The organism is Acinetobacter sp. SAAs474 (assembly GCF_032823475.1).
Taxonomy (GTDB): Bacteria; Pseudomonadota; Gammaproteobacteria; order Pseudomonadales; family Moraxellaceae; genus Acinetobacter.
This window is the reverse complement of sequence record NZ_CP127915.1, coordinates 1,884,914-1,907,668: the sequence shown is the minus strand read 5'-3', so window position 1 is coordinate 1,907,668 and position 22,755 is coordinate 1,884,914. Positions and strand designations below refer to the sequence as shown.

Here is a 22,755-nt window from a genome sequence, read left to right as displayed (position 1 = left end):
CCAATCAATACTCACTGGCTTGAATTAATTGGCGCGTATAATGGTGTTGTGGCTGGGAAAATAATAATTCGGTTGTTTGAAATTCGACGACTTTGGCTTGCTTAAGCACTATCACTTTATGACACAATGCTTTAATCACATTTAAATCATGACTAATACAAACATAACTTAACTGCAATTCAGCTTGTAATTGACTTAATAATGCTAAAATTGCATTTTGTGTATTGCGATCAAGTGCTGATGTTGGTTCATCTAAAATAAGTAACTTGGGCTGTAAAATTAAAGCACGAGCCAAGACCACGCGTTGTCGTTGTCCACCAGATAACTCATGAGGATAACGTGACTTAATCGTGACAGGTAGTTCAACTTTTTCAAGAATGCGATCAATTTTCTGGCTTATTTCTGTTTTAGTGTTTGTGTGTAAAGTTAAACCCTCACCGACAATCTGTTCGATATTTAAGCGTGAATTTAAGCTATTCAATGGATCTTGAAATACCATTTGAAAATTGATTCGTAAAGGTCGTAAATATTTCTCCGTCAGTTGATTTAAGTCAGTACCTTGAAAGTAAATTTCTCCTTCACTGACAATCAGTCTGGCAATAGCCAATGCCAAAGAGGTTTTTCCAGAACCACTTTCGCCAACAATACCGATCGATTCACCTTGCCCCAATGACAATGCTAAAGGTTCGATAGCAGTAAAATAACGTTTATGCCAGCCCAATATACCTGACGAATAAGGAAATTTTACCATGCATTGCTTGAGCTGCAATAAAGTCGTTTGATGGTGATAGGGTTGTGGCCGGATCATGGGTTGATCTAACAAATGCTGGGTATATATTTGCTGTGGATCATTGAATATTTTCTGCACATTACCCTGCTCTTTTACATGACCTTGGTCCATTACGATCACATGATCAGCATAATGCTTTACCATCTTTAAATCATGACTAATCAAAAGTAATGCCATTTTTCTACGCTGTTGCAAAGATTTCAGCAAATCAAGAATATGTTTTTGTAAGTGAAGATCTAAGGCTGTGGTCGGTTCATCTGCAATTAAAATCTCTGGTTCTAAAACCAACGCCATTGCAATCATGATACGTTGTCGTTGTCCACCTGACAGTTGATGTGGATAGCATTTTAACTTATGTTCAGGCTGATCAATCCCAACTTCAATTAATAACTGTATAATGCGTTGTCGCACTTCGGTTTTAGACCATCCTTGCAGCAACAGCATCTCACCAATCAGTGTTTCAACACGATGTAAAGGATTAAGTGCAGTCATAGGTTCTTGAAAGATCATGGCAATTTTACGGCCACGAATCTGTTGCAGTTGCACTTCAGTCAAATCCAACAGATTACGCTTCTCAAATTGTACCGTACCAGTCACAGCTAATGTACTGGGCAGTAAACCCAATAATGCCAAACTCGTTAGCGATTTTCCAGAACCACTGGCACCAATTATGGCTACAGTATGCGCAGGATAGAGATTAAAACTGATATCCTTAACTAAAGTTTGCTGTTGATGGCAAATCTGTAAATGCTGTACAGACAGTATGGGAGTATTATTGACGTCTTGGATCGAATGCATCTCGTGTTGCCTCCCCAATATAAATCAATAGCGATAAAACAATGGCTAAAGTTAAAAATCCAGACAGTGCCAGCCAAGGTGCTGTAATATTCTCCTTGCCTTGTGCTAATAATTCTCCTAAAGATGCGCTATCTGGCGACAAACCATAACCTAAAAAATCCAGTGCAGTTAATGCGATAATATTTGCCGTTAATATAAATGGTAACTGTGACAGACTGGAACTCATGGCATGAGGTAAAATATGACGCAAAATAATCGTGCTATTTTTTACACCTAAACCTTGTGCTGCACGGACATAATCCAAGTGACGTGCTTTTAAAAATTCTGCACGAACCAGTCCCACCAAACTGGGCCAACCAAATAACAACATAATCAACAATAACCAATATACACTGGGACTGAGCATACTGACGATAATCATGACCATGAACAGCATCGGTAGTCCACCCCACACCTCCAGAATACGCTGCCCAATAAGATCAATCCATCCACCATAATAGCCTTGTATTGCACCCACAATAATCCCCACAATACTCGAGGCCAAAGTTAAACTTAAGCCAAATAATAAGGAAATTCTAAGGCCATACAAAATACGAGCAACCACATCTCGCCCTTGATCATCTGTACCCAACCAGTTGGTGGTCGATGGCGGTGAAGGTACCGGAACGGCTAAGTCTAAATTGGGAGTTTGATATGAAAATGGAATGATCGGCCAGATTTCCCAGCCTTTTTCAGCAATCATGCGTCGAACAGCAGGATCACGATAATCTGTTTCGGTTTCAAATACACCGCCAAATGTTGTTTCAGGGTATGCCTTGAATACAGGAAAATAATAAGACTGATTATATTTAACGATCAAAGGTTTATCATTGGCGATAAACGTTGCACTTAATGATAGAATAAAAATTACACAAAAAATAATAAAACTGATAAACCCTAATTTATTGTGCTGAAAACGATGAAGACGAGCTTTCATTATGGGTGACATGATTTAAGCTCGCGAGTCAAAGTTAATTCGAGGATCAATGACTTGGTATAACACATCACTGATGAGCCTAAGTACTAGCCCAAATAAGGTAAAAATAAACAATGTACCAAAAATAACAGGATAATCACGCTGTGTAATCGCCTCAAAACCAAGTAAACCTAATCCATCTAAATTAAAAATAATTTCAATAAATAAATTACCAACAAAAAAAACACCCAATAAGGCTTCTGGCAATCCAGCAATCACCACCAGCATCGCATTACGAAAAACATGTCCATAAAGTACCCGTCTGGATGTTAATCCTTTGGCTCTTGCAGTCACGACATACTGCTTGTTTAATTCTTCCATAAATGAATATTTGGTCAAATAGGTTAAACTGGCAAAACCACCCACAACCATAGCCAACAATGGTAAAGCCATATGCCAAAAATAGTCTGCTATTTTACCCAACACAGAAAGTTGATTAAAATTTTCTGAAACTAAACCCTGTAATGGAAACCATTGCCAATACGATCCCCCTGCAAAAAACACCACCAATACGATGGCAAATGCAAACGCTGGTATCGCATAACCAATCGCCAAAAAGAGTGATGTTACCTTATCAAAAATTAGGCCATGTGTACGTGCTTTTTTGATACCAAGTGGAATAGCAATCAAATAAATCAACAAAGTACTCCATAACCCCAGTGAAATTGAAACTGGTAATCGCTGCAAGATCAATTCAATCACAGGCTTATCTTTAAAAAAACTACTGCCAAAATCTAGACGTAAATAATCACCCAGCATTTTCCAAAAACGCGTTGATAAAGGCTGATCAAAACCATACTGAACTTCAATTTTTTTGACCATTTCAGGACTTAAACCTTGTGCAGCTAAATATTGTGGATGATTGACTAAAGACTGTCCCTGATCTTGCAACATTCCCTGTGCTTGCTGAATTTTTTGAATTGCCTGCTCCACAGGACCGCCAGGTGCAATTTGCACCACAATAAAGTTAATCACCAGAATTAAAAATAAGGTGGGAATCATCAGTAATAATCTTTTTAATATATAGGCAGGCATCAATATGGTCCTGTTGACATATACAAGGGACTGTTGACATTTCATGACTTGTATCGTGGGCTAAAATCAATCAGACATACGCTGAAATAAAGCATGTCTAATGCTGACGTAAATATTGTGCTACTTTTTGTGCTTGCTGTGCATCACTCCACCAATAATCGATACCTAATGATAATTTAGGTTGTATTTTTGGCCAACGATACATATTCCAATAAGCATACCAATCTCCCCCCTTACCATAAGTTGGAATTTGATAATATCCCGCTCTTAACAGCCGATCCAACACCCGAGTTCTTAGCACCAGTTGCTGACGATTAGGTGCCTGAATGACCAACTGAATAACGGCATCAATTACAGGATTTTGAATACCTGCATAATTATAATTTAAAGGCTGATTTGCGGCAGCACTACCCCAAAATTGTGCTTGCTCATTGCCCGGACTTAATGATTGCGGCATGATATCAGTCGTCATATCAAAATCAAAATGACTTTTCCTTTCAATATATTGTGGAAAATCGACCTGACGAATGGTCATTTTAATCCCTAAGCGTTGCATATTTCGTACAAAAGGCATGAGCGTTCGTGTCAAACTCTGCTGATGAATCAAAAACTCAATGCGAATTGGCTGGCCTTTTAAGTTTAATAATTGACCATTCTGATAACGATAACCTGCTTTTAATAGCAATTCACGTGCTTTTAATAAACCAGCTCGATTAAAACCACTTGCATCTGATACCGGATAACGCCAATCACTTAGTACACCATGGCGTTGTATTGCGTTTAACTGCGGTAAATAAGGTCGTAAAATGGCCATTTCAGCAGCACTTGGTTTTGCTTTGGCTTCAAGCTCACTGTTGCTAAAAAAACTTTGTAATCGCTGATATTTACCAAAAAATAATGCTTTATTTTGCCATTCAAAATCATAAACATAACTGATTGCCTGACGAAAGCGAATATCATTGAATGGTGTTCGTCGTGTATTAAAAATAAAACTTTGCGTTGGAATAGGATTATGATGTTTAAACTCAAGCTGTTTTACCATCCCTGCCTGAACAGCAGGAAAGCGATAACCATTTACCCATTGACCAGCAAGATTTTCTTCATAAAATGTCACCTGCCCTGATTTAAAGGCTTCAAATGCAATTGCTAAATCACGATAGTATCTATATTGAATATAATTAAAATTATATTTACCTTGATTGACTGGTAAATTTTTACCCCAATAATCTGGATTACGTTTATAACGAATACTCCGTCCCGGATCAATTTTATCAATGAGATAAGGACCAGAACCTAAAATAGGCTGTAAGCTAATTCGAGTAAAATCGCGCTGCTGCCAGTCCTGTTTTGAATAAATCGGCATTGAGGCCAAAACAGCCGACATCTCGATATTTCGATCTGAGTTAAATATTATTTTAACTTGATATCGGGATAGCACCACCGTGTGCTTTAAATCTGCCAAATAAGTCTGTAAACCTGGATTAGATTTTGTTTTAAAGGTATCAAAGCTAAATTTAACATCTGCTGCGGTCACTGGGCGACCATTGCTAAATTTCGCCTTAGGGTTTAAATGAAAAATAACAAAATTAGTTTGCTTCGGATCATAACTTATTTTTTCTGCCAGTAACGGATACATAACGCCAGATTCATCTAAAGAATTCACCATAAGTGAATCAAAAAGATATGAACTTGCTTCAACATAACTTCCTTGCCCATTCATGGCATTTAAGTTATCAAAGGTACCCGCTACAGCCCGAGATAAATATCCTCCCTTAATCGCTTGGGGATTTGCATACGGCATAGCGCTTCTATGTGCATAAAGCGGTTTACTGTGAAATGCGATATATGGCGTGGTCAGCAAAGCTGGCCACGTTGTTGAAGAGATAAGCATCCAACTCAAAGCAAAACTCACTTGTTTTGCAACAGTTTTTAGCATTTGGTACTGCTCCTAATCTACAGGATCAATTAGGAACTTTAATCACATCACCAATTTTTAATTGTGTGTTTGCTTTAATACCATTTAGTTCAGCCAATGCAGCGCTGTCTATCCCATAACGATTTGCCAAACCGATTAAAGTATCACCACGTTTCACTTTATATTCCGTCACTGTTTTTGGAATCAGCAAAGTCTGACCTACACGTAATCCAGCACGTGTACTCAGGTTATTTAATGCAGCCAACTCAGCAACAGAACTTCCCGTGCGACTTGCAATCACATTGAGTGATTCACCAGATTTCACCACATATTTTTCAGTCTCTTTGACCGTTGTAACTTTAGTCTTGGACTCAGCACTACTGTCATTTTGCTTACTGGATTTGCTCGTCTTCTTCACATCACCCAGCAGTTTTAATTTTTGTCCAACCTGAATGGATGAGTTCAGAGACAAATCATTGAATTCAAGTAAATCATCGATGGCTAAATTATATTTATTGGCAATTGCAGATAAAGTATCTCCTGATTGTACAGTATAACTGTCAGGTAGACGCTTATGCTCTGTACTTGGCTGCGTGACAGGCACTTTAATAACTTGGCCAGCCAACAACCCTTGACTGGTGGATAAATTATTTAAGCTGGCTAACTCTGCAATGCTGATATTGGTGGCATTCGCAACACTATATAGGGTATCACCACGTTGCACGGTATAGGATTCAACTTTACGATTCACCTCAACTTTGCTGTTAGACTCATTGAGCGTATTTTTAGTATTCGATTTTGTGTCGCTGACTTCATTTAATGGCACATTAATTTTTTGTCCCGCCATCAAACTACTGGTCGAATTAAGATCTGGCGTTAAATCCGCAAGCTCTTGAGTTGATAATCCGTAGCGCTCTGCGATCAGCTTTAAATATTCGCCGCGTTTAACCACATAGGATTTGGTGGCCACTTTGCTTTTTGCTTCGGTTTTTTGTATTACATCATTTTTTGATTTTACAGCTTCAGTTTCTTGTAAATTCAACTTTTGACCGATTAACAAATTACTGTTTGGTGCCAGATTATTATAATCCGCAAGTTGTTTTACTGAAAGTCCAAAACGTGCAGCCACGTTGGTCAGTGAATCATTCGCTTGAACCAGATAAGTTTCAGGTTTGGCTTTTTCTTTACTGCTACTTTCAACCACAGGTTTAGCATCATATAAATAAATCGTTGTTCCTGCAAATAGTGTGCCGTTTGGATCAATTTGATTCCATTTGGCAATATCACGCCAACTTACACCATTTTTTGCAGCAATCAATGCCAGCGTATCTCCTGCAATAACGGTATAGGTACTACGTTTACCTTTAGGTGCAATTACCACCACTTCTGATTCTGTTTGAATCACGTTTTTACCCTGATTCAATCGAGCCTCAGCGGAATCTGCTTTGGTATTGGCTGCCACAGATTTCGGATATGCGAAACCTTTGGTCACTTCTTTACCTTGTTGTTCTGCAACAGACTGGCTGGTCTGAATTGCGGTTAATTTAATTTTACCGTCATATGGATCAACAATTTCTGTGCCTTGTGGTGCAATTAATTTTAACTCTTCAACCACCAAATCTTGTTCAGCTTTGCTGGCAATCGGTTTTAATACCTCGTCAACCGTTTTACTTGCCCCTTCCGCTTTAACCGCTGCTAAGATTTGTGCTTTTTCAGTTTCTGAAATTGGCGGTTCAACCGTGACAGGCTTTACATTACTTGCCGGTGTTACTGCAACTGGAATACGTGGTGCACTTGGAATATCCGAGTTGGATGCAAACGCAGCTAAGGCATCAGAACCTTTAGGTGTTGCACCTTTTCTGACTGCTGCTGTCATATTACTATTATTTGCAACCGTGGTATTGGCAACCATAGCAGGCGTTGAACTCACAGTCGGTTTAGCCGCTGAGACCGTCGTTGTCACACTCGCTACAGGAGCTTTACTCACAGGACGATCTGCAGCCAGTAATGCAGCATTTGAACCTGAAAGTTTTTTTAATTTACCATCAACAGTTGGGCTTAAATCTGCAGGAATTAATAATTTCATTGGACTATTAAAGTCAATATTTTCACCACGATGCCCTGGGTTTAGTGCATAGATTTCTGCACGACTAAGACCCGTAACCAAAGCAACATCATTTAAATCAACAGCACCGACGGTCACCTCTCTAAAGTGAGGTCGATTGGCAATTGGTGGCAGTGAAACACCATAACTCTGTGGATTTTTAATAATTTGTGCCACTGCTAGAAATCTTGGCACATAGTTCATGGTTTCTTGAGGTAGTTTTAATGACCAGAAATCTGTTGGCAAACCTGCCGCCTGATTACGGTTAATCGCCTGTTGAATACGTCCCGGACCAGCATTATAGGCCGCAAGCGCCAATTCCCATGAACCAAATTGATTGTATAAACTCCCTAAAAATTCATACGCAGCACGTGTAGACTCCACCACATCACGGCGACCGTCATAGAGTGAAGTTTGTCTTAAACCGTAAATTTTTCCTGTACTCGGAATAAATTGCCATAAACCTGCTGCTGCTGCACTACTGGTTGCAGCAGGATCATAAGAACTTTCAATCACCGGCAATAATGCCAATTCTGTAGGTAAACCACGACGTTCTGCTTCTTTTACGGTGTGATATAGATAGCGTGATGCACGTGCACTTAAACGATCAATATACGGTTGTCGGGAAACAAACCAGCTACGCTGTGCATCAATACGTGGATTCCATTGATCGGTATCCAGTTTAAAACCAACCCGCATTCGTTTCCAAACGTCACCGTGCTTTAAGATCAGTAAACGATCACCTTCCACTGCACGCATATCTGTTGCAGATAATAAGTCTTCTAAGGAGTTAAGACTATCCGCATCTAGATAACCACTGCCACTATTGAGTTGTTTGGACTTGGTGGTTTTTGATGCACTTGGTGTCGACGAACAACCCGTTATTACTCCCATCGCCAGCAATGCTGAGCCTAATACTGTAATTTTAAATAGTGAGGGTAATTTAGGTTGCCACATTGTCGTGGTTGATTTATACATAAGGAATCCAAACAACTCGTATAAAATTTATTTTTAATACTGACATTGTAGTGAAGCATGACGCGGACACAAGGCTATAATTTAATGCTATTTAGATATAAATGTTACAAGAAATTAAAAAAACAGATTTAAAGCGATGAATTGATCAATTTGCGATATACAATAGTAAGGTTTTTAGTTTTGGCTTTTGGAATTGACACCGATGACTCAAACAATCACGCTTTACGTTGACGGAGCTTGCCGTGGTAATCCTGGTTTAGGCGGTTGGGGTGCGTATATTATTACCGAAGACACAACACATCAAATATGTGGTGGTGAACTCAATACCACCAATAACCGCATGGAGCTGACTGCGGCCATCGAAGGTATTTTATTCTGCCCAACCAATGCCAAGCTGACGATTTGGACAGACTCGACTTATGTCAAGAAAGGCATTACAGAATGGATTCATGGCTGGAAAAAGAAAAACTGGAAAGATGTTAAAAATCCAGATTTATGGCAAAAGTTAGATCAAGTCTGCCAAGGCCGAGAAATAGACTGGCACTGGGTCAAAGGACATGCTGGACATGAAGGTAATGAAATGGCAGATCAACTGGCAAATCAAGGTGCAGATCAGACTGCACAACAACATTCGCATTCCACAATAGATAAAAAAAAAGCTGAAGCTGATTGGCTGCTCAACGATCCTTTTGGACTGGATATCGATGATCAGGATGACGCTGACGATGATGAGCTATTGAACAATATAGAACCAACTGCAGATCTACCGCCAGAGGATTCATCGATAGAAAATGTTCATTCCCTCCACCCTCAGATTTTAATTACACCAGCGACACTCGATGCTACTGGTCCAAGACAACTGATTTTAGATACCGAAACTACGGGATTTTATTATCAAGATGGTGACCGGATTATTGAAGTGGGTGCCATTGAAATGATCAATCGTAAACTAACAGGCAGTTCAATCCATATTTATATTAATCCCGAAAAAGCTGTGGGCGATTCAGAAAATATTCACGGTATTAGTGATGACTTCTTAAAAGATAAGCCTAAATATGCAGAAATTGCTGATGTATTATTTCAATATTTGCAAGGTGCTGAAATTATTGCACATAATGCCAGCTTCGATATGAATTTCTTGGATATGGAGTTTGAACGTGCTGGTTTAGCCAAGCTATCCAGCGTCTGTCAAGTCACCGATACTTTGGCAATGGCCAAAAATAAACATCCAGGACAAAAAAACTCACTTGATGCACTGGTTCGACGTTACGAAATTCCGGCACGTGATCGTACCTTCCACGGCGCATTACTCGATGCAGAAATTTTAGCTGATGTCTACTTGGCCATGACAGGTGGACAAGTAAGTTTCGACATCGAAGCACTCTCGCATAGCGAACATAGCTTGGGTAATGCAGGCAAACGTGAGGTTCAAATTGAATTAGCCGTCATTTACCCATCAGATCAAGAGTTAGCAGAACACGATAAATGGTTAAATCAATACCAAGAAAAATATGGAGAAATGTGCCTATTTGCTAAATAAGCTATTGATAATTTTGGTTAGTTTGTGCATTTAACGGTGTCAAACCGAGAAAACTCACTAGGTTTTAACGCATGTTTGATATACATTAGAACATAGCAAAAACTGAAATATGTAGCCGTATGAATACCTTATCTCTTGCTTATATCTTTCATCAACAACAATTACTGGTTGACGATCAGTTTCAACTTCCTAAAGTTGAACGTTTAGCCAGTGATCTGAGTTTTCATTCGGGTGATCACGTAATTGCCCGTGACCTACTGGAACATGAACCTATTCCAGCAGGATTACAATTGGTGCCTATTCGTCAATTATTACAATTTTGGTCGATTGAACAGTTTGAACAGGCCAGCAAAGCCATTCAACTGTTGGAGTGGCGTCGCAATCATCAGTTTTGTAGTCATTGTGGCGAAAAAACACAAGCACACGCTACTGAATTTGCCATGATTTGTCCTGCATGTCAGTATCATCAATATCCACGTGTACAACCCTGTGTTATTACGATTATCACCAAAGGCCAAGATGAAATTTTATTGGCTAAAAATGCACATAATCACAGTAATATGTACGGGCTGATTGCTGGATTTGTTGAGGTAGGTGAAACCTTAGAAGAAGCGGTTAGACGTGAAACCTTAGAAGAAGTAGGTTTAAAGATTAAAAATTTACAATATTTGGCCAGTCAGCCTTGGCCTTTTCCAAGTAACTTGATGATTGCATTTAAAGCTGAATATGATTCGGGTGAAATACAGTTACAAACAGAAGAAATCAGCGATGCGCAATTTTTTAATCGGCATCAACTGCCTGAAATTCCATTTAAAGGCAGTATCGCACATGCCATGATTATGCATGTTTTAACAGGTCACCCTGTCGCGGATGATAGCAAAGCCTGGCTTTAAGCCGGGCTTAATGCATCCTCTAAAACACGTAACACTTCCGATTGCGTGTTAAAAAATGGCTGAAATAAACTTGCTAAAGATGCAATCATGGTTAAATGTCCAGTATGTGGAATAATCACCATTTCAGCATGATTACGATGATATTTTAACTGTGCATAAAAATCGATTGCATTACTTTCTGCCACGATCTGATCATGTTCAGCAATCAATAAATAATGTTTAATTTGATTCGGATAAACAAAATAATAAGGCATGACTGCTGGATAGGGAAGTTCTTGATCAAAAGCATCTGCACATAAAGGGTCATTTTTATAGTCAAAATGATAAGGTCCAGCCAGACCAATGACAGCAGTAATTTTATCGGCTAATGCTACAGGCATATCTTGACGATATAATACAGACATAATATTAAATGCCCCAGCAGAATGGCCCATTAACACCAGTTTTTCAGTATTGATGTTAAGCTGCTGCTGATGTTGCAATAAATAATCCAGTGCCAAATGTAGATCATCAACAGAACTAGGGAAAATATAATCTGGCGCTAAACGATAATTGATGATCACCACATCATAACCATGACTCGCCAAAGCTTGACCAACAAAATGATAGTCTTTTTTATTACCATGCGACCAAGCACCGCCATGTACAAAGACAATCAGTGGCCGGGATGCTTTTGCAACCTGACTATAAAAAATATCCAATTGATGACGTGGATCTGGACCATATACAATCTGACACTGCTGATCAAAACCACGCTTAGGGGTTAAATAATTCAGACTGAAACTGCCTAGATCATAAATTTTAAAATCATCATAATCCTGCTTCAACTTTTCCAGTCTATGTTTTGCATCAACGAGTACATTGGAAAAATTAAGGCGCATGAGTTGGCTCGATTTGATCAGCCTCAATGGCAACTGGGGTTTGTACACTCGGTTGTAATGTGCTGTTTGCGCTTGCATTATCCAAATTATCGACCAAAACCACTATTTTAGTCACATTGCCAACCTGCTTTAAAATGCTGTTTAAATCATTAATCTCAGCAGTATTTAAACGCCCCATTACATACAGTACTCCATCTTCAGTATGGACTTGTACTTTACTGTCAGACAATATTGGGGCTTTCATGATCAAGGCACGAGTATTGGTTGTGACTGCCATATCTTGCATAATGGTGCTATAACCAATTTGATTGCCTACTGTAATGTAATTATGCACTGATTTAACATCACTCATGGCACGTAAATTATCTTCTGCTAATTGTTTTAAAGCTTGATCAGGAACTTGACCTGTTAGCAGAACATTACCATGGAAACTATTAATATTGACTCGAGACTGTTTAAATCTGGAATCTAATTTATACATATTAATTTTAGCGGTACGCTCAATTGCATTGTCAATAAAAACTTGACCTAAAGTTCGGGTGCCCTGATCAGTGCCCACAGGCGCAGAACCTGTACCTCCTGAGATAAAACTGAGACAACCTGATAAACTTGCCATACATAGCCCGACTACAGCAATACGCTTAAACACTCAAGCAAACTCCTTGATCAAAATAATTAAAATTTTCATTCACAGTATGGATTAATCATTCAGAGATTAATCAACTCTGGATCAAAAGTAAAAGCATTTTCAATCCAATTCAAACGATAACAGCACTGTGAGAAGTCTGCGCTCATTTTGGCAGTCACACGTTGCATAAAATCATAGCAAATCACATCAAAACGGCAATAATATGATTCATATTGAGGATATTGCATCAGAAAAATATAGGCCGTTTTAATTATTTTTTGACGTTTAGAGACGGAAATAACTTCGGCTGCACATCCATAAGCAGTTTTTGAACGTGCTTTTACTTCAATAAAAATCAATTGATGATGATGACTCATAATCAGATCGATTTCACCAAAGCGTGAGCAATAATTCTTCTGAATCAGTATATATCCCAAATTTCGCAAATGGCTTTCAGCTTGCCATTCTGCCCATTGCCCAAGGTGTTTATTTTGTATCATGTCTGTTACCTATTGTTATTTGACTGTCTAGGAATCATCCATTAAAGCGTTAAAATTATTCTGCTTATGCTTTCATTCACTAAATTCAGGTAAGATACTCACTTTAATTTGTCGTTGCTATAGGTCTGGAGATCATCATGAGTGCTCAATTATTTGTTGTTGCTACCCCTATTGGGCACTTAGACGATATCAGCTATCGGGCCATTGATGTACTCAAGTCGGTCGATCTGATTGCAGCAGAAGATACGCGAACCTCTGCACAGTTACTCAAGCATTTTAATATTACAACCGCACTTACAGCCTGTCATGAACATAATGAAAGTAATAAAATTGAGCAACTGGTCGATCAATTATTAAATGGTCAGGATATTGCATTGATCAGTGATGCAGGAACGCCACTTATTAGTGATCCTGGCTTTAAATTTGTTCGTGCTGCTCAAGATAAAGGTATTCGGGTAATTCCTGTGCCAGGAGCGTGTGCAGCGATTGCAGCATTAAGTGCTGTCGGCCTGCCAAGTGATCGTTTTAGTTTCGAAGGCTTTTTACCTTCAAAACAATCACAACGTATCATGCAGCTCGAAAAATTAAAAGATGAAACACAAACCCTGATTTTTTATGAAGCGCCTCATCGTATTCTAGATTCTGTACAAGATATGGCCAATATTTTTGGAGCAGACCGACCCGTTGGCTTTGCACGTGAAATTACCAAGACCTTTGAAACCATTAAAAAGATGACACTGGGTGAACTGGTCAGTTTTATTGGCAATGATCACCATCAACAAAAAGGAGAAATCGTTTTAGTGATTGGTGGTGCATCACAGCAAAAAGATTTGGCACAAGAGCAACTGGATCAACTGCTAATTCGCCTTTTACAAGACCTCTCTGTAAAAGCAGCATCACAACTGGCAGCAGATTTAACTGGCGTTAAAAAGAAAATTGCTTATCAACGTGCCCTCGAACTTACCAATAAAGCTTAAGTTTTTATAGGTCATACGTTGATGCAACATAGTGTGATTGATCGAGCACCGTATTAAAATATATCAATATAACAGCACTAAAACTTTAGTGCTGTTATGTCCTACTCTCTGTCACTGCGTTTAGTCACGAGCAGATTCATCTGGTGGCACCTCAGTAATACTTCCACCACGTGCTAAAAATGCGGCAATTTCATCTTCTAATGCCTGACGTTTCTTTTGTTTTGCTGTTACTGTCAGGGTTTCAGCCTCTGCAACATCAATATCACTTAGTTTTTCATCACTGTCTGTTGCCCCTTTTTCCGCAGCTTTTGCTTCATCTTCATCGACTGCAGAATCATCAACATCGTCATAATCATTCATATCCGTCATCTCAATACTCCCTACACCTGGTTTTGTGACATGGATCCAAATATTTGGTTTTGAATTACGGAGAAATTTATCAATCTCTATGCCTTTCGCCTAGTAGTAAAACTCAAAAAATAGTATATTTTTTAATCCAAATAGGCATCATCAGCAACCAATCGATTAAAAAAAACACAACACATTAATTGTGATAACGTGTTTGCTGCAAAATTTTTAATCCATTTGCTTGCGCCATAAATGCATCTTTTAAAATATGCTGCTGTTCCACCTGTTTTAAACCGATATTTCTGGCCCATACCAACGGAAAAAATGCACTCTTTTCCAACCAGCCAATAGCAGACATCGCATGCATCATGGCATCATTTTGACCTTTACGTTGATGCTCATAGCGTCGTAGTGTTTGTGGATGTGCCCATACACCACGCTCGCGATCATGTAACAAAACATCACAGAGTATGGCAGCATCTAAACAGCCAATATTTACTCCTTGTCCTGCCAGTGGATGAATCACATGCGCAGCATCACCAATCAGCGCTAAACCAGATTTGACATACTGCTGTGCTGCACGTGCTTTTAGTGGAAATTGGGCACGTGATGTGACCGCCAAAACCTCACCTAACATATGATGACTTTGTTGCGTCAATAATGCCTTAAAATCTTCATCAGATAAAACCGCATATTGTGCTGCCAAATCATCAGGCAATGTCCATACAATAGACTGCCAGCACTTTTGCTGTTCAGTAGCTAAACTGGCCATCGGTAAAAATGCCAAAGGACCCGTTTCTAAGAACAGTTGTCGAGCAACATGTTGGTGTGGCTGTGCTGTTTGAATCGCACAACTTATCCCAGCTTGGTGATAATCCAAGATATCAATATCAATAAATGCTTGTTCTCTAACAAAGGAATTTGCACCATCCGCACCAATCACCAATTTGGTTGTGAGGATACGACCATCCGCCAAATGTACATACCAAACATCGACACCTTGTTCTACTGCTGTGACTTGAACCTGTGTTTGATAATCACGGATATGTTGAAACATTTGCTGTTGAATTGCTAAATTTAAAATACTGGGCTCAACCATCGAACCCAGTGCGTGTTCAATTGCAGGCGTATATTCAGAGGCTATACCAAAGTTAATGTCACCATAACCATTTTTATTCCAAACTTGCATACCGCTATACGGCATGTGTCGAGCAAGTTTGTCCCATACACCTACGTGTTTTAATAACTGAATAGTCGCTTGACTTAAGGCCAAAACACGTGGATTGGTATAATGAAGTGTTTGCTGCTGATCTAGCACAGGAGCTGCATCTAATACTGTAACGTCTACACCACCTTGAGCAAGCAATAAAGCGCTAAGGCCTCCCACCAGCCCACCGCCAACAATCACGACATCCAGCGTATCTTCAGGTAAATGACTCATGCTTTCAGCCCCATCGCATAGTTGGCAATCAAAGGTTTTACCCCAGGTAATGTATCAAAGGCAATTAAGCCAGTATTACGAATAAATTTAAGTAAAGGATTGGTATGACTAAAACCACGCACCACTGCATCACAGAATTTAATCACACGCTGTTGATCGGCTAGACGCGCTTGCTCATATTGACGTAATAGCTCAGGATCACCTAAATCTGCACCTTTGGCTAACTGCTGGCTTAAATAGCGAACCAGCACATCCGCATCTCGCATACATAAATTGAATCCTTGGCCTGCCACTGGATGAATGGTATGTGCTGCATTGCCCATTAATACCACACGTCCAACAGCCTGTTTCTCTGCTAACACCTGCGACAGTGGAAAACTGAAGCGTTTACCTGTTTTTTGAAATTTACCAGCACGGTCACCATAGGTCTGCTGTAAAGCAGAGAGAAAATGTTGATCATTTTCTTCCCCCAGCCACTCTGATTCGGTGCCTTTTTTCACAGGCCAAACGACCGAGCGTCGATATTCGCCCGGTAATGGCAACAATGCTAAAGGTCCTAAATCACTAAACCGCTCAAAACCAATATGTGCATGTGGCTTTGAAGTTTGTACTGTCGTGACAATCGCCACCTGATCATAATCATGTACTGTTGCTGTTACGCCCAATGCCTGACGACAAAAAGAATCTCGGCCATCTGCTGCAATTAACAACTTGGTTTGTAATGACAATGCATTTTGACCACGTTGTGCTTCAATAACCACATGATGCTGATTTTGGCTTAATGCAGTGACTTGAACACCATCAATCAACTCAATCAAAGGCTGTTGACGTACCTGAGCCAAGAGCACCCGACCCAACCATGCATTTTCAATCACCTGACCAAAACTCTCGACCTTCTCCTGTTCGGCCACTAAACGTGCCTTACCAAAACTACCCTGTTCCGTAATATGCACCTGTAAAATCGGTGTCGCATGTTGTTGCAATGCAGACCATAAGCCTAATTGTTGATAAATTTGTACCGTACGACGTGATAAAGCACTATTACGTGCATCAAAGCTCGTATGATAAGGCGCAAGGTTTATATCATCATAATCTGGGTATTGAATCGCTTCTAATAGTTTTACCCCAATCTGTGCTTTTGCTAACATTAAAGCGAGGCTCAGCCCCACCATACCACCGCCTACAATGATGACATCTTGTTGCATGCTTTGATCCTTTCTCAAAGTATCTGGCGCAATGCGCCAATACTAAAACTATCGAATATTAATTTATATTACATGAAGGACGATTATTTTTATAATCAAAACGCAGTCTGTTGACGACCTTAACATCGAATATTCAGTACATTAATATCATCAAGCATCCATTTGATTTATCTTGGATACCGGTATAACCGTTATTTTATGCCATTATCTGTATGCTTAAATAGCATGTATCATTCTAAAAAATTTGTTGATTGCTGCTCAGCCAGATAGCATAAAAAATCGCTGACATGCCGGATCCTGATATCCAGTGTGAACAACAGCATGCCAGTTCTTTAGCCTGTTTAAGATGATACCTGTGACAGTGCCATAAATGCTTCAATTTCTTCAATATCTTTGGTAACAGCAGCAGTTAATACATAAGGTCCTGCTTCAGTCACCAACACATCATCTTCAATACGAATACCAATACCGCGCCATTTTTCCTCGACACTTTCATCGTCTGGTGCAATATACAACCCAGGCTCAACGGTGACGACCATCCCTGGTTGATAATCTCGCCACTCGCCATGTTGCTGATAAGTGCCAACATCATGAACATCCATACCCAGCCAATGCCCAGTACCGTGCATATAGAACTGACGATAAGCTTCTGTGGCAATAATCTCTTCCAGATCACCCGTCATTAAACCTAAATCCAATAGTCCCTGCACCAAAATTCTGACTGCAACACGGTGCGGTTCTTGATAAGAATGACCAATACGCACGGCAGCAATCGCAGCAATTTGTGCTTGAAGAACAAGAGAATATAATTGTTTTTGTTCTAAACTAAATCGACCATTAACTGGAAAAGTACGTGTAATATCAGAGGCATAACATTGATATTCACAAGCAGCATCAATTAAAACCAGATCACCATCCTTTAGCACCTGATCATTTTCCACATAATGCAAAATACAGCCATTTGCACCTCCGCCAACAATGCTGTTATAGGCAGGCACACAACCATTTTTACCAAATACGTAATTTAACTCAGCCTCTAGAGCATATTCCATCATACCCGGACGAACCATTTGCATGGCACGCATATGTGCTTCAGCACTAATATCTGAAGCAATTTGCATCATCGCAATTTCTTCATCCGCTTTATGTAATCGCATTTCATCAATAATTTCATCCAATTGCATTATTGTTTTTGGACAATGATTGGCTTTACGTTGTTGTATTTCCGCTTGCTTTAGCCATTGAATTACACGAGCATCAAATTCTTCTTGATGACCAATTCGATAAAATATTCGATCTTTATCAAATAGTTTTTCAATAATTTCTTCATCCAGCATATCAATCGCACAGGCCTCGTCAGCTTGATAGTTTTCTATCGCACCCTCTAGACCTGCTCGATAACCATTCCAGATTTCCATGTCACGATCACGTTCACGACAAAACAAGCTATAACAATATCCGTCTTCTTCGCGATCAAAAGTTTCAATGACAGCAACGGCTTCAGGTTCAGGAAATCCCGTTAAATAAAAGAAACTACTGTCGGCTCTATACTTATAATCGGCATCACGATTACGCATCACTGCAGGACTAGTCGCAATAATCGCAATACTGCGTGGCCCCATTTCTGCCGCTAAACGATCACGACGTTGTTGAAAATGAGCTTGAGTCAATTGCTTCATGAGATATTACTTCTTTGATTTTAAGTGAACAAAAGTGAACCGCAACATGGTCATGTTGTCTTAGCTTGGGCGATGTGGTGTAAACATTTCCACCACTTGGCTCGTGCTGTCTGCTGTTTTAACGCGACTACCCTGCAATAATGGTGTTTCTTCTATAGCCACTTTTTTACGCCCCATCGCTAAACTGACAGGAATTAAACGTACAAACTCGTATAACTCCTGATAACTTTCTTCGCCTTCTTCATCATCATCCGAATCATCAAACTCAACTGATGCCACATCCTGTAAATGTTCGATCAATTCCTGTTCATCCTGTCGTAAATGACCCGAAGCTAAACCAAAGCCTAACACGACACCAGCACACCAGTCGGCTAGTGCTTGTACGCGTTCAGATAAAGAATGTTCATCATCAGGAAGCATCGGTAAATAATCTAATTCATCTTCCGCTAAAGCATGTGATACATCTTCACTTTCCTCTTCTAACAGAGACAGTGCATCCTCATTAGACAACTGTATATCTAATGTTGCTAAAATTTGTTGCCATTGTTCACGACTCGGTGCTTCAGTTACACAAACAATACCTGTGAGTAAGCCATGTAACTCACTTGGACTTGAAATCTCTTCAATTTGTGAAAAATTACGCTGCCAGTCTAACCAACCTGAAATATCGTCTTGCATTCGTCTATCCAATCTCTATACTTCTTATATATTACCTTTGTTTGCAATACTGTGCGACTACGATATGTTAGAAGAATTACAGCGTCTTAAAGCGCACATTGATGCGCTCAAATCACGTTTAACGGAATGTGAGTCTGAAAATAATACTTTGAAAGATACTCAATTTCTTTCGAATCAACAGTTTAATGCTCAAACAGAGCTAAAAAATAGTATTATTGAACAAAAACAAGAAGAAAACTCGCAACTGTTGCAACAATTACAAACCAGTCAGGCACAGTTAAAACAATTAAATGACGATGCGACTACTTTAGCTGATCGGTATAATCGCTTAGAAAAAAGTTGTACTGATTTAAAAAATCGTTTTCAAGAAATTCTTGCTGAGCGTAATGAATTACGTTTGGTTAAAGAAAAATTACAAAATGAACACCGTCATTTACACCAAGATATTCAAGCCTTACAACATGAACGAGAACGTTTATTGCAAAAAAATGATCATGCAAAAGCAAAAATTGAAACCATTATTCAACGCTTAAGTATTTTAGGTACCGCACAAGATGCCTATACACAAGAAATCCAACAGCTTGCACATCCTACTGAACACAATGAGGACGCATAAATGAGTGAGCAAATTCCAATTGAGCTAAAAGTGCTTGGTCATAGTTTTCGTTTAGCCACCACTGAGGATCAACGGGCTGATCTGCAACGCGCTGCTGATTTACTCAATGAACGTTATAATGACCTCCGTCGTAAAGCACCACGAATGGAACCCAGTAAACTCACCATTATGGTGGCACTCGAATTGATGCAAGAAGTGCTGTCCATGAATAAAGCATTACAAGAATATGAACACTGCGAACGATTACTCAACCATATGTTGGATGAAATCAAAGCCTTTAGTTAATTTAAACTGACTTTGTTTAAATATCATGCAATCAATATCTCTTCTTACATTTTTAAAGCGAATTTAAGATTTCGCAGCGAAGATTTATTCTGTATACTGGGTCTAACTCTGGGATGTTCGCCAGCGGGTCAAATTCCCCTGAGCCGATACTTAAACTTATGGATTGTGTTCTGCATATTTAGAGCGTATGCCCACCCCGAGTGGGACACCCAGCAAGTATGCGTCGCGTCCGCCTTGAACTCTTCGGGTTCAAGGGTAATGACATGCAGCGGCATCTCCGGAGTGTTTCTAAATGATTGTTTTATAACGATCATGTACAAAATTCTTCAAATCTCCACCAAATGAATTTTCATTTTTTAGATCTTTGTATACTCCATGTATACCCAAGTTCTATTCACTTATTCAGCGACTGCTGATAGGAAATGAAAATGTCCAATAAAAAAACACACATTACCCTTTCATTTGTTAAAGGTCTCATTAAACAACTAAGTGATCCTTATGCAGATGAAGCCCTTAAGGATTCCAAACAATACTGTTTTGATATTCCAAGTGGGAAACAACTTTTTTTTCGTGATCTTAAACTGATTGGATTTGCTATCAGAGCGACTCGCCACTCTCTTGTATATACTGTTGAAAAGAAAATGCCAAATGGTGTTCCCTGCCGTGTCACTATCGGAGATCATGGTATTTTTACACCAGAAACTGCTAGACAGAAAGCAACCGAATATCTCCTTGAAATGTCCCAGGGAATAAACCCAAACGATAAAAAAGAACAACTACGCCAAAAAGCCTCCCAGGGGCGATTAAATTATCAGCAAATCCCAACTTTGATAGATGCTTATAAACACTACATAGAAGCTAGAACAGAGCTAAAGCCAAATACAGTTGCTGTGTATGACAGAGATATGAGCTTGTACTTAAAAGATTGGCATCATTTAAAAATTACAGATGTAACGATGCAAATGGTCATAGATAAGCATGCTGAAATTTCAAAAACCAATAAATCTCATGCAAATATTACGCTTAAATTATTTTCAGCTGTTTATAATTATCATCGCAAGAGATTGATTTGTAATGATCAACCAATTATTAAAGAATTTAGCCCAGTTGCGATTCTTTATAGAAATGATCTATTTAATAAGCTAAAACCAAGAAAAACCTATATTAATAGTGAACAACAAACCGACTGGATAAAAGCGATTGTTGACAGCACATGGCGTGGTCAAATATATGCTAATGAATATGGTTATTTGAACCAAGATTTTCTTTTGACTTTCGTACTCACTGGATTGAGACGTAGCGAAATTGAGCAACTCGTTTGGGCTAATGTTGACCTAAAATTTGGAACTTTAAAAATTATTAATCCTAAAAATGGCAATGATTTACTTTTACCTTTAGGAAATATATTACTTCATATATTCAACCAGCGAAAAAAGTATTCCAATGGCTGTAAATATGTTTTCCCAGCATCAAATAATCAAACTCATGTAAAAGATCGGAGACATGTTCGCAATAAGATTTCTGAAACTACAGGAATTCCCTTCACATTTCATGATTTGAGACGTACTTTTACTTCTATTGCCAATCGTTGTGGAATTGGAATGTATACTGTTAAAGCTTTGATTAACCACTCCTATCAAGAAGATTCAGATATAACGGCTGACTATACTCAAATAGATGCTAGAGATTTGAGAGATGCTATGAATAAAATTGAAAATCATATTCTTTCGGAAGAAGTTAAAAGTAGGATTTTGGCTCGAAAGTATGTGGTTAAAAAACCAAATAGAATGCGTATATAGCCAACTGAAATAATAAAAGTTGTGAAGAGAAATTCAAAAACGGCATGAGTTGAACTTATCAAAGTTCAACTTCATCAAAACCTATATAACACAAGCATATAAATTTCCCTTTTTTTGGTTATTTCTCTTTGCTAGTTAATTATAGTCACTAAAATGTGTCGCAGAAAAAAATGCATTTCCGGTATTCAGCAAGGGCAACTCAGATACTTGATGTATAAACTGAGTACAAATATTTTTCATGAAATTGAGATTTGAGCTCGGAGTTTTTCCCTCTTTTTATATGTAACAAGATATCTTCCGCGTGCAGACATAGTAACATAAGATACTATTCCATCAGCGCGCACAATAAAAACAATATAAGTACATGTTATATAATATAAAAAAAATATTTTTTAAATTGTTTACCGCAAAAATTACCGTAAATAAATATACTAATACTAAAAAGATCAAGTACAGCTTTAAGTGGCACAATATAAAAAATATGCTCTTGGGTGGCTAAAAGAGAACAAATGATAGTATCTATTTGTTATTATGCACTTTAAGTTTTAATGCTAGTCACAAGTTCCATATAATTCAAAGCTAATAATTACTTTCAGCTTAGAGCAAGATGTGACAGTAATGGATATTTGCTCTACTGCGTTGTATAGAAG

General features: G+C 38.8%; 19 protein-coding genes and 1 other RNA gene. 7 read left to right on the top strand and 13 right to left on the bottom strand.

The window, feature by feature from the left end; genetic code table 11:
* Positions 1-4: 4 nt before the first annotated feature.
* The 5 genes from QSG86_RS09805 to QSG86_RS09785 form a co-directional block, all read right to left on the bottom strand.
* Positions 5-1,588: a dipeptide ABC transporter ATP-binding protein gene (locus tag QSG86_RS09805; protein ID WP_317031315.1), complete on the bottom strand. Its 1,584-nt coding sequence runs from the start codon at positions 1,586-1,588 to the stop codon at positions 5-7.
* Positions 1,563-2,576, bottom strand: a complete 1,014-nt coding sequence (locus QSG86_RS09800) for an ABC transporter permease (protein ID WP_317031314.1) — start codon at positions 2,574-2,576, stop codon at positions 1,563-1,565. Before QSG86_RS09800 ends, QSG86_RS09805 begins: the two co-directional genes overlap by 26 nt.
* 3 nt (positions 2,577-2,579) lie before the next feature.
* Positions 2,580-3,638, bottom strand: a complete 1,059-nt coding sequence (locus QSG86_RS09795) for a microcin C ABC transporter permease YejB (RefSeq protein WP_317031313.1) — start codon at positions 3,636-3,638, stop codon at positions 2,580-2,582.
* 97 nt (positions 3,639-3,735) lie between these two features.
* Positions 3,736-5,574 carry an extracellular solute-binding protein gene (locus QSG86_RS09790; RefSeq protein ID WP_410487464.1) on the bottom strand — a complete coding sequence of 613 codons (1,839 nt, stop codon included), beginning with the start codon at positions 5,572-5,574 and terminating at the stop codon, positions 3,736-3,738.
* Between the two features lie 25 nt (positions 5,575-5,599).
* A complete protein-coding gene (locus QSG86_RS09785) occupies positions 5,600-8,635 on the bottom strand; it encodes a LysM peptidoglycan-binding domain-containing protein (RefSeq protein ID WP_317031312.1) in 3,036 nt (1,011 codons plus the stop codon).
* Positions 8,636-8,837: 202 nt separating this feature from the next.
* On the opposite strand from QSG86_RS09785, the gene dnaQ reads away from it, so the two are divergent.
* Together dnaQ and nudC are read left to right on the top strand one after the other, a co-directional pair.
* On the top strand, positions 8,838-10,175 hold the full coding sequence (dnaQ, locus tag QSG86_RS09780) for a DNA polymerase III subunit epsilon (RefSeq protein WP_317031311.1): 1,338 nt from the start codon (positions 8,838-8,840) through the stop codon (positions 10,173-10,175).
* Between the two features lie 119 nt (positions 10,176-10,294).
* Positions 10,295-11,068 carry an NAD(+) diphosphatase gene (nudC, locus tag QSG86_RS09775; RefSeq protein WP_317031310.1) on the top strand — a complete coding sequence of 258 codons (774 nt, stop codon included), beginning with the start codon at positions 10,295-10,297 and terminating at the stop codon, positions 11,066-11,068.
* Here nudC and QSG86_RS09770 read toward each other — a convergent pair.
* From QSG86_RS09770 to QSG86_RS09760, 3 genes are read right to left on the bottom strand one after another with little or no spacing between them, the layout of a single operon-like run.
* Positions 11,065-11,949: an alpha/beta hydrolase gene (locus QSG86_RS09770; protein ID WP_317031309.1), complete on the bottom strand. Its 885-nt coding sequence runs from the start codon at positions 11,947-11,949 to the stop codon at positions 11,065-11,067. The two genes, nudC and QSG86_RS09770, sit on opposite strands and share 4 nt — an antisense overlap.
* A complete protein-coding gene (locus tag QSG86_RS09765) occupies positions 11,939-12,598 on the bottom strand; it encodes a BON domain-containing protein (RefSeq protein WP_317031308.1) in 660 nt (219 codons plus the stop codon). Before QSG86_RS09765 ends, QSG86_RS09770 begins: the two co-directional genes overlap by 11 nt.
* A gap of 59 nt (positions 12,599-12,657) precedes the next feature.
* Complete coding sequence (locus tag QSG86_RS09760; RefSeq protein ID WP_317031307.1) at positions 12,658-13,077, bottom strand: YraN family protein; 420 nt, start codon at positions 13,075-13,077, stop codon at positions 12,658-12,660.
* Between the two features lie 137 nt (positions 13,078-13,214).
* On the opposite strand from QSG86_RS09760, the gene rsmI reads away from it, so the two are divergent.
* The gene (rsmI, locus tag QSG86_RS09755) at positions 13,215-14,054 is read left to right on the top strand and encodes a 16S rRNA (cytidine(1402)-2'-O)-methyltransferase (protein WP_317031306.1); all 840 of its coding nucleotides are present in this window, start codon (positions 13,215-13,217) and stop codon (positions 14,052-14,054) included.
* A 120-nt stretch (positions 14,055-14,174) separates the two neighbouring features.
* Here rsmI and QSG86_RS09750 read toward each other — a convergent pair whose 3' ends face one another.
* The 5 genes from QSG86_RS09750 to QSG86_RS09730 all read right to left on the bottom strand — a co-directional run bounded on the left by QSG86_RS09750 (position 14,175) and on the right by QSG86_RS09730 (position 19,405).
* The gene (locus QSG86_RS09750; protein WP_317031305.1) at positions 14,175-14,423 is read right to left on the bottom strand and encodes a hypothetical protein; all 249 of its coding nucleotides are present in this window, start codon (positions 14,421-14,423) and stop codon (positions 14,175-14,177) included.
* Positions 14,424-14,598: 175 nt separating this feature from the next.
* Positions 14,599-15,843 carry an FAD-dependent monooxygenase gene (locus QSG86_RS09745; RefSeq protein ID WP_317031304.1) on the bottom strand — a complete coding sequence of 415 codons (1,245 nt, stop codon included), beginning with the start codon at positions 15,841-15,843 and terminating at the stop codon, positions 14,599-14,601.
* Entirely contained in the window at positions 15,840-17,048 is a 1,209-nt protein-coding gene (ubiH, locus tag QSG86_RS09740) for a 2-octaprenyl-6-methoxyphenyl hydroxylase (protein ID WP_317031303.1), read from the bottom strand. Before ubiH ends, QSG86_RS09745 begins: the two co-directional genes overlap by 4 nt.
* A gap of 341 nt (positions 17,049-17,389) precedes the next feature.
* Entirely contained in the window at positions 17,390-18,727 is a 1,338-nt protein-coding gene (gene pepP / locus QSG86_RS09735; protein ID WP_317031302.1) for a Xaa-Pro aminopeptidase, read from the bottom strand.
* Between the two features lie 60 nt (positions 18,728-18,787).
* Complete coding sequence (locus QSG86_RS09730) at positions 18,788-19,405, bottom strand: UPF0149 family protein (RefSeq protein ID WP_317031301.1); 618 nt, start codon at positions 19,403-19,405, stop codon at positions 18,788-18,790.
* A 64-nt stretch (positions 19,406-19,469) separates the two neighbouring features.
* Between QSG86_RS09730 and QSG86_RS09725 the strand changes: the two genes are divergently transcribed.
* From QSG86_RS09725 to QSG86_RS09710, 4 genes are all read left to right on the top strand, one after another.
* Positions 19,470-20,021 carry a hypothetical protein gene (locus QSG86_RS09725; RefSeq protein WP_317031300.1) on the top strand — a complete coding sequence of 184 codons (552 nt, stop codon included), beginning with the start codon at positions 19,470-19,472 and terminating at the stop codon, positions 20,019-20,021.
* Positions 20,022-20,306, top strand: coding sequence for a cell division protein ZapA (locus tag QSG86_RS09720; protein ID WP_317031299.1), 285 nt, complete (start codon positions 20,022-20,024; stop codon positions 20,304-20,306).
* 102 nt (positions 20,307-20,408) lie between these two features.
* Positions 20,409-20,594, top strand: a non-coding RNA gene (ssrS, locus tag QSG86_RS09715) — 6S RNA.
* Between the two features lie 140 nt (positions 20,595-20,734).
* Positions 20,735-22,105, top strand: a complete 1,371-nt coding sequence (locus tag QSG86_RS09710; protein ID WP_317031298.1) for a tyrosine-type recombinase/integrase — start codon at positions 20,735-20,737, stop codon at positions 22,103-22,105.
* Positions 22,106-22,755 lie beyond the last annotated feature (650 nt).

What these genes read in the sequence shown, in the direction of transcription:
- pepP (WP_317031302.1), bottom strand. Translation starts at nt 18,727, where the DNA reads ATGAAGCAATTGACTCAAGCTCATTTTCAACAACGTCGTGATCGTTTA.
- QSG86_RS09785 (WP_317031312.1), bottom strand. Translation starts at nt 8,635, where the DNA reads ATGTATAAATCAACCACGACAATGTGGCAACCTAAATTACCCTCACTA.
- QSG86_RS09725 (WP_317031300.1), top strand. Translation starts at nt 19,470, where the DNA reads ATGTTAGAAGAATTACAGCGTCTTAAAGCGCACATTGATGCGCTCAAA.
- ubiH (WP_317031303.1), bottom strand. Translation starts at nt 17,048, where the DNA reads ATGCAACAAGATGTCATCATTGTAGGCGGTGGTATGGTGGGGCTGAGC.
- dnaQ (WP_317031311.1), top strand. Translation starts at nt 8,838, where the DNA reads ATGACTCAAACAATCACGCTTTACGTTGACGGAGCTTGCCGTGGTAAT.
- QSG86_RS09745 (WP_317031304.1), bottom strand. Translation starts at nt 15,843, where the DNA reads ATGAGTCATTTACCTGAAGATACGCTGGATGTCGTGATTGTTGGCGGT.
- QSG86_RS09760 (WP_317031307.1), bottom strand. Translation starts at nt 13,077, where the DNA reads ATGATACAAAATAAACACCTTGGGCAATGGGCAGAATGGCAAGCTGAA.
- rsmI (WP_317031306.1), top strand. Translation starts at nt 13,215, where the DNA reads ATGAGTGCTCAATTATTTGTTGTTGCTACCCCTATTGGGCACTTAGAC.
- QSG86_RS09730 (WP_317031301.1), bottom strand. Translation starts at nt 19,405, where the DNA reads ATGCAAGACGATATTTCAGGTTGGTTAGACTGGCAGCGTAATTTTTCA.
- QSG86_RS09720 (WP_317031299.1), top strand. Translation starts at nt 20,022, where the DNA reads ATGAGTGAGCAAATTCCAATTGAGCTAAAAGTGCTTGGTCATAGTTTT.
- QSG86_RS09790 (WP_410487464.1), bottom strand. Translation starts at nt 5,574, where the DNA reads ATGCTAAAAACTGTTGCAAAACAAGTGAGTTTTGCTTTGAGTTGGATG.
- nudC (WP_317031310.1), top strand. Translation starts at nt 10,295, where the DNA reads ATGAATACCTTATCTCTTGCTTATATCTTTCATCAACAACAATTACTG.
- QSG86_RS09770 (WP_317031309.1), bottom strand. Translation starts at nt 11,949, where the DNA reads ATGCGCCTTAATTTTTCCAATGTACTCGTTGATGCAAAACATAGACTG.
- QSG86_RS09710 (WP_317031298.1), top strand. Translation starts at nt 20,735, where the DNA reads ATGTCCAATAAAAAAACACACATTACCCTTTCATTTGTTAAAGGTCTC.
- QSG86_RS09805 (WP_317031315.1), bottom strand. Translation starts at nt 1,588, where the DNA reads ATGCATTCGATCCAAGACGTCAATAATACTCCCATACTGTCTGTACAG.
- QSG86_RS09800 (WP_317031314.1), bottom strand. Translation starts at nt 2,576, where the DNA reads ATGTCACCCATAATGAAAGCTCGTCTTCATCGTTTTCAGCACAATAAA.
- QSG86_RS09795 (WP_317031313.1), bottom strand. Translation starts at nt 3,638, where the DNA reads ATGCCTGCCTATATATTAAAAAGATTATTACTGATGATTCCCACCTTA.
- QSG86_RS09750 (WP_317031305.1), bottom strand. Translation starts at nt 14,423, where the DNA reads ATGACGGATATGAATGATTATGACGATGTTGATGATTCTGCAGTCGAT.